Below are 5,463 nucleotides of genomic sequence, written 5' to 3' on the forward strand. Positions count from 1 at the left end.
TCTCCCCCCCTGCCCCGCCCCCGGCCCAGCTCCTACTTTAAACTCGGCTCCCCCCCCCCCCGGCCGGGGGGCCCGCGGGGGCCCGGGGCCCCCCCCCCCGAAGGTGAGCGCACCGGTCCCGGGGTCGTGGAAGAGCTCCATGTGGAACGCCCCGTCGCGCAGGCCGAGCGCCGTGAGCGAGGCCGTGATCACGGGGAGGGCCCGGTCGTAGGCCCAGCTCTCGTCGGCGGGGTCGAAGTGCCGGAAGTTGAGCGGGCGTCCGCTGTCGACCGCGGTCAGGCACGGGTCCCCGTACCGGCCGAGGGCGCAGAACAACAGCTCACCCTCGTACAGCACGCCGTCGGCGATCCATTCCTCGCCCCGGACGAACTCCTCCAGGATGAAGGTGCGCTGCTTGGTGCCCTGGCTCCGGTACTCCTCGCTGCGGCTGCGCAGGTCCGCCACGGAGGAGACGACGGTCGTCCGCTCGGTGGCCGCTCCCGCGACCGGCTTCAGCACGGCCTTGGCGGAGGCGAGTTCGGTGATCGCGGCGACGTCGTGGACGTCGTCGACGACCACGGCCGCGGCCGTGGCCAGGCCGGCGGCCCTGATCTCGCGCTTCTGCACCGACTTGTCGCGGAAGCGCACGGCGACGTCGGGCGGTACGGCCGGCAGGCCGAGGTGGGCGGCCAGCAGGCCGACCATCACGAGGGAGTCCTCGGCGGTGGTGTACACGGCGTCGAAGGACTCCGAGGTCAGCCCGGCGCGGGTGAGCGCCATGAGGACGGCCTCGGCGCTGGTGTGGTCGTCGACGCGGATCACCGTGACCTCGTCGGGTATCGCGATGTGGCCCTGGTCCCAGACGGCCGTCCCGCAGACGACGGTGACCTCCAGGCCGAGGCGGACGCATGCCCGCATGCCATAGCGGTCGAGGCCCACGATCAGGATCCTGGGGGGGCTTGCGTTCTCCATGCGCTTCCTTCCTCGTGCTGTGCAGCCGTGCCCGAAGTTGCCAATTCCGGCAAGAGCGTGACGGCTCATTAACCCAGCACGGGAAGCGGGTTGTCAATCAGGGCAAACAATATTGCCTAGATCTGGCAAAAGACTGGCGTGGTGCGGTGCGCGCGGCTGTCGGCGCTGCCAGGTAAGGTGCGGTCAACGCGTGTGCACCTTACGGAAGGATCTGGATGGACGCCGGACTCGTACGTTCGTGGGTGGAGGGCTGGGTCGTCTCACGCGGAGCCGCGCCGCCCGTTGCCGAGCCCTGGGGCTTCACCGTCGACGTGGGGCTGAGCGGACACGTCACGCGGCACGTGCTGGCCGATGCCGACGAGGCGCTGGTCCGCAAACTGACGGAGACGGCCACCGCCCCGGGTACCTGGCTCAAGGTCTTCCTGCCGCCGCGGACCGTCGCCCCGTGGGTGGCGCCCGGTTGGAGCTTCGACGACGAGGGCTTCCTGATGTCGGCGCCGCTCCGGGCGGCCGCCGCAGGCGCCCCCGAGGGGTACCGGGTACGCACCTGGACGCGGGGCGGTGTCACGCGGGTGCTCGTCGCGACGCGGGACGGCGCGCTGGCCGCCCGGGGGCAGGTCGCCGTGCCGGGCCCCGGGGGCACCGCCGTCTTCGACCAGGTCGAGACCTCCGCGGCGCACCGCCGCAAGGGCCTCGGCAGCCTGGTCATGCGGACGTTGGGGAACGCCGCCGCCGCCTCGGGCTCCCCGGCCGCCGTACTGGCCGCGACGACCGAGGGACGGGCACTGTACGAGTCCCTGGGCTGGCGCACCCACGGCCCGTTGACCAGCCTGTTCCGCGACGATCCGGCACCGCCGCCGAGGACGTGAGCCCCGCGACCGCGGACCTGATCCGCGTGGCGACCGGCTTTCGTCCGCCTGCGGACGGAGGCCGGTCCGTTCCCGCCGGATCAGGACCGCCGAACGGATATCGAATGCATGTCGGCCATGCCCCATGTCCTTGCCGGGGCAGTCGAAGTCGCCGACGATGCTCGCAGGCTCCCCCGGCCGGAACCCCTCCGGGCGTTCCGGCCGGGGCATCGCAGAACTGAGGAAGCATGAAGAGACACCGTGTGCTGAAGGCGCTCCCGATACCGGCGGCGTCGGCGCTCCTGCCGGGCCTCGTGGTGGCCGGGCTGCTGCTGGGTCCTGCGGCGACCGCCTCGGCGGCCGTACCCGCCGTCCGGCAGGCGCCGGCGGCCGCGGCGGCGCTCGCGCCGGGCGGGCTCCCCGCGGCGGGTACCGGCTCGACGGCGCTCTCCGCGGCGTCGGTGTCGTCCCCGGTCCAGGTCGTGACCGGGAACAAGAAGCCCAAGAAGAAGAGCAAGAAGAAGAGCGGCGGGTTCATCAAGACGCTCGTGATCATCGCGATCGTCGTCGTCCTGCTGATCGTGGTCGCCTACGGGGTCGTCCGTCTCCTCCGCCGCAGGTCCGCGTAGCCGTGTGAGCGGCGGTGGTCGTACGGGCGAACGGCCGCCGCCGCCTCGGCCTGCGCTCCCGGGCTACTGCGCCGGGTCCGCGAGTTCGCCCAGGACACGGGCCGCTGCCGCCGGGGCGACCAGCCACTTCAGGTGGCTGCCCGCCAGGGTGCGGACGTCGTAGGGGTTGTCCGGCGTCAGCGCGTCGCCCTCGCGGATCAGCCGGTCCTGCTGGGCGAGCGGCAGGCTCGTGTCGTCGGTCAGGCGGACGTAGGTCTTCGGGATGCGGCCCCAGGTCTCGGCCCGGGCCCGGTCGGCGGAGGTGCCGACGTCCAGGTTCTCGTCGGGCTGGAAGGTGTTCAGGAAAGTCAGGAACTCCTCGTCGGTGCCGTCGGCGAGGAAGGCCGCCTTGAAGGCCGCGAGGGCGTCCGGGTTCGCGGTGCGGAAGTTGACCCGGAGCAGACCGAGTTCGGCCGGGTCCGCGGCCAGCGCCAGCCCCAGGGAGGCGGCGTCGACGGTGGCCATCTCCGGCTCGGCGTAGTAGTCGTTGACGTCGAGCTCGACGGGGCACCAGGCCGAGACGTAGACGATGCGGTCGATCAGGTCCGGGCGTATGTTCGCCGCCGCGGTGGCCGTGATGCCGCCGCGGCTGTGGGAGACGAGGATCACCGGCCCGTTCTGCTTGGCCCGTTCGAGGATCCCGATCAGGTGCGCGGCGTTGTCGGCGAGCGTGACGCCCTTGATCGAGCCGGGCGTGGTGGCGAGGCCCTCGGGATCCTGCGGCGTCTGGTAGGCGCGCGTGAACGTGGCCCCGAAACCGTGGCCGGGCAGGTCGACGGCCACCGAACGGTGTCCGAGGAGGCCGAGCTCGGCCTGGAGCGGTGCGAAGGCGAAGGAGTTCGAGAAGGCTCCGTGAACCAGCACGAACGTCGGCTGCACGGGGTGCACAGGGTGCATGGGTGGCATGGGTCTGCTCACTTTCCGGGGTTCTGGGGCATCAGACCTGATGATCGTCAATGGTCGGCGACAAGGGACGGCCGTCACAACCGGAATGCAGCGGCGCAGGCCTTCTCGAACCGTGCGGCCGCCCCGTGGCCGGGCGGTGTCCGGCAGCCGGCCGAGTGAGAGCGCCCGGTCCTGCGGGCGCGTCCGGGTCCCGGGCCCGGGTACGGGTACGAGGATGCGTGAACCCCGTAGCCCCTCCCCACGGTTGGAGTTCCTCCGTGCTCGAACGCAAGCGGCTCAAGAACCGCACCGAGGTCACCTTCGTCCTCCCGGAGGACACTCCGCCCGGGCCGGTCAGCGTCGTCGGAGACTTCAACCACTGGAACCCGGCGGCCCACCCCCTCGCCCCGCGCGGTGACGGCACGCGGGCGGCCAGCGTCGCCCTCCCTCCCCACGGCACCCACGCCTTCCGCTACCTCGCCGCCGGCGACTACTGGTTCGACGACAGCGACGCCGACCACCACGACGGCACCAACAACCGCCTCCACACCTGACCGCCGCGGCGGGCCCGGCCCGCTACGCCCCCAGGGGGCCGGCGTGCGCGACCGGCGCCCCGGGCTGCGGCCGTGCGGCGGGGTCGTGGGGTCGTGCCCGGCGGACGGCGAGGGGGGCGGCCAGGCCCGTGAGGGCGAACAGGGCTCCCACGACGTACCAGCCCGGGCGGCCCCAGGTGATGCACAGGGAGATGAGGAGGGCCGGGCCGGCGGCCTCGGCCAGGCCGGCGCCGAGGCCGAAGACGCCGAGGTACTGACCGGTGGCCCGCGGTGGCGCCAGGGCGAAGGAGATCTCGAACCCGGCGGCCGCGTGCCACAGTTCGCCGATCGTGTGGACGGCGACCCCGGCCAGCAGGAGGGTCGCCGCGGCCCAGCCGGGGATGGACTGGGTCAGCGAGATCAGCACGCACGCCAGGAGGAAGGCGAATCCGGCGCGGCGGTAGGCGAGGGCGCCGGCCGTGGGGGTGTCGATGCTGCGGCCGGCCCGCATCTGACAGGTGACCACGACCACGGTGTTCAGCAGCATGGTGCCCGAGATCAGCCAGTGCGGGGCCGTGGTGGCTGCGATCAGCCAGAGCGGTACGGCGACGGTCAGCACCTTGAACTGGATGGCCATGATGCCGTCCAGCAGGGTGAGCGCGAGGTACGGCCGGTCCCGCAGTGCGATCCAGCGCGGGCCGTCCGCGGCCGGCGCCGGCTCGACCGGCCGCAGGCGGAGCACGATCAGCGCGGAGGCCGCGAGGGCGACCGCGTTCCCGACGACCATCAGCTGGTAGGCACTGTGGGTGCCGACCTGTACGGCCCACCCCGCGAGTACGGCGCCCAGCGAGATGCCGATGTTGGTCACCGCGCGCAGGTAGGCGCGGAACTCCTGCGGCCGGTCCCCGCCGTGGTGCCGGATGATCGGGCTGCGCGCGGCCAGACCGGCGCCCTTCGCGCCGGTGGCCGCGCACACCGCGACGACGAACGGCCAGAAGCCGTCCGCCAGCAGGAAACCGGCCGTCGCCAGGGCCTGTACGACGAGGGTGCCGGCGTAGACCTCGCGCGCACCGCGCCGGTCCGCGAGGTGGCCGACGGCGATCCCCACCGCGAGCGAGAGGACGCCGGCGATCCCGAGCCCGAGACCGACCTGGGCTGCAGGCAGGTGCACCGCCTGGGTGAAGTAGAGCACCCCCGCGGTCAGGTAGAGGCCGCTGCCGACGGTGTAGACGAAGTTCGAGGCGGCGATGGTGCGCTGCGGTCCGGGTTCCGGCAGCAGGTGGGGCATGGGCTGCTCCGCATCCTGAGGAGGCGCCAAGAGTAGGCCTTATTGCGAACTACTTGCAATAAGGCCCGGGCTGGTTCTCCCGGATCGGGCGCAGTACCCGGCGCACCGCGTCGCGCAGCCACTGGTGGGCGCCGTCGGCGGTGTGGCGCGGGTGCCAGGCCATGGCGATCGTCAACGGCGGCAGCGGCACCGGGATGTCCAGCAGGTGCAGGCCCAGCGCGTGCGCCGCCGCGGCGGCGGGGGTCGGGGGGGCGCCCCGCCGCGGGGCCCGCCCCACGCAGACCCCGGGG

The 5,463-nt window shown here is 73.0% G+C and carries 6 protein-coding genes and 1 pseudogene; 3 read left to right on the forward strand and 4 right to left on the reverse strand.

Features of this window, described 5'->3' with window-relative positions; genetic code table 11:
• Positions 1-951, reverse strand: a 951-nt coding sequence (locus ACFXA3_RS26895; RefSeq protein WP_385190909.1) for an acetyl-CoA carboxylase biotin carboxylase subunit family protein, incomplete at its 3' end; no start/stop codon positions are given.
• 215 nt (positions 952-1,166) lie between these two features.
• On the opposite strand from ACFXA3_RS26895, the gene ACFXA3_RS26900 reads away from it, so the two are divergent.
• A complete protein-coding gene (locus tag ACFXA3_RS26900; protein ID WP_385190910.1) occupies positions 1,167-1,820 on the forward strand; it encodes a GNAT family N-acetyltransferase in 654 nt (217 codons plus the stop codon).
• Between the two features lie 227 nt (positions 1,821-2,047).
• Entirely contained in the window at positions 2,048-2,428 is a 381-nt protein-coding gene (locus tag ACFXA3_RS26905; protein WP_385190912.1) for a hypothetical protein, read from the forward strand.
• Positions 2,429-2,491: 63 nt separating this feature from the next.
• On the opposite strand, the gene ACFXA3_RS26910 is transcribed toward ACFXA3_RS26905, so the two are convergent.
• Positions 2,492-3,364 (reverse strand): alpha/beta fold hydrolase, encoded by an 873-nt coding sequence (locus ACFXA3_RS26910; protein WP_385190914.1) that lies wholly within the window; start codon positions 3,362-3,364, stop codon positions 2,492-2,494.
• A 266-nt stretch (positions 3,365-3,630) separates the two neighbouring features.
• On the opposite strand from ACFXA3_RS26910, the gene ACFXA3_RS26915 reads away from it, so the two are divergent.
• Complete coding sequence (locus tag ACFXA3_RS26915) at positions 3,631-3,906, forward strand: isoamylase early set domain-containing protein (RefSeq protein ID WP_385190915.1); 276 nt, start codon at positions 3,631-3,633, stop codon at positions 3,904-3,906.
• 22 nt (positions 3,907-3,928) lie between these two features.
• Here the strand turns inward: ACFXA3_RS26915 and ACFXA3_RS26920 are convergent, their stop codons facing one another.
• Entirely contained in the window at positions 3,929-5,173 is a 1,245-nt protein-coding gene (locus tag ACFXA3_RS26920) for an MFS transporter (protein ID WP_385190917.1), read from the reverse strand.
• 49 nt (positions 5,174-5,222) lie between these two features.
• Positions 5,223-5,463, reverse strand: a pseudogene (locus ACFXA3_RS26925) (LysR family transcriptional regulator); the annotation flags it as partial.

Origin of the sequence: Streptomyces sp. NPDC059456, assembly GCF_042750055.1 — a bacterium.
Lineage (GTDB): Bacteria > Actinomycetota > Actinomycetes > Streptomycetales > Streptomycetaceae > Streptomyces.